At 62.6% G+C, this 278-nt stretch carries 1 protein-coding gene; it reads left to right on the top strand.

Annotated elements, in window-relative coordinates; translation table 11 throughout:
* Positions 1–8: 8 nt before the first annotated feature.
* The coding region (locus ACVA6Q_RS24640) for a universal stress protein (RefSeq protein WP_446649218.1) at positions 9–278 on the top strand (270 nt) is incomplete at its 3' end.

Raw genomic sequence — 278 nt, 5'->3', positions numbered from 1 at the left:
CCCATGTCGTGGATAACGCCCACGTCAAATACGACTTGAGCTCTCCGTTCGTGCGGGAGGTCACGGCAGCGCTGGCTCAGCGCGGAGAGACGCTGATCTCGGCTGCGATTCGGAAGGCCCAACAAGCTGGAATCCAGGCTTCGGTCGCCATCACAAGAGATCCGCTGACGTATATTGACGTCGCCACGGAGCTGGAGAGACTTGCGGCGGAGGCTGGCGCGCAAGTCTTGGTGCTTGGCACACATGGGAGGCGAGGCGTGCCGAGGGCGTTGCTGGGA

The organism is Vibrio sp. DNB22_10_4 (assembly GCF_052879755.1).
Note: the sequence above shows the minus strand (reverse complement) of the source record. Positions and strands in the feature narration are given on the sequence as shown.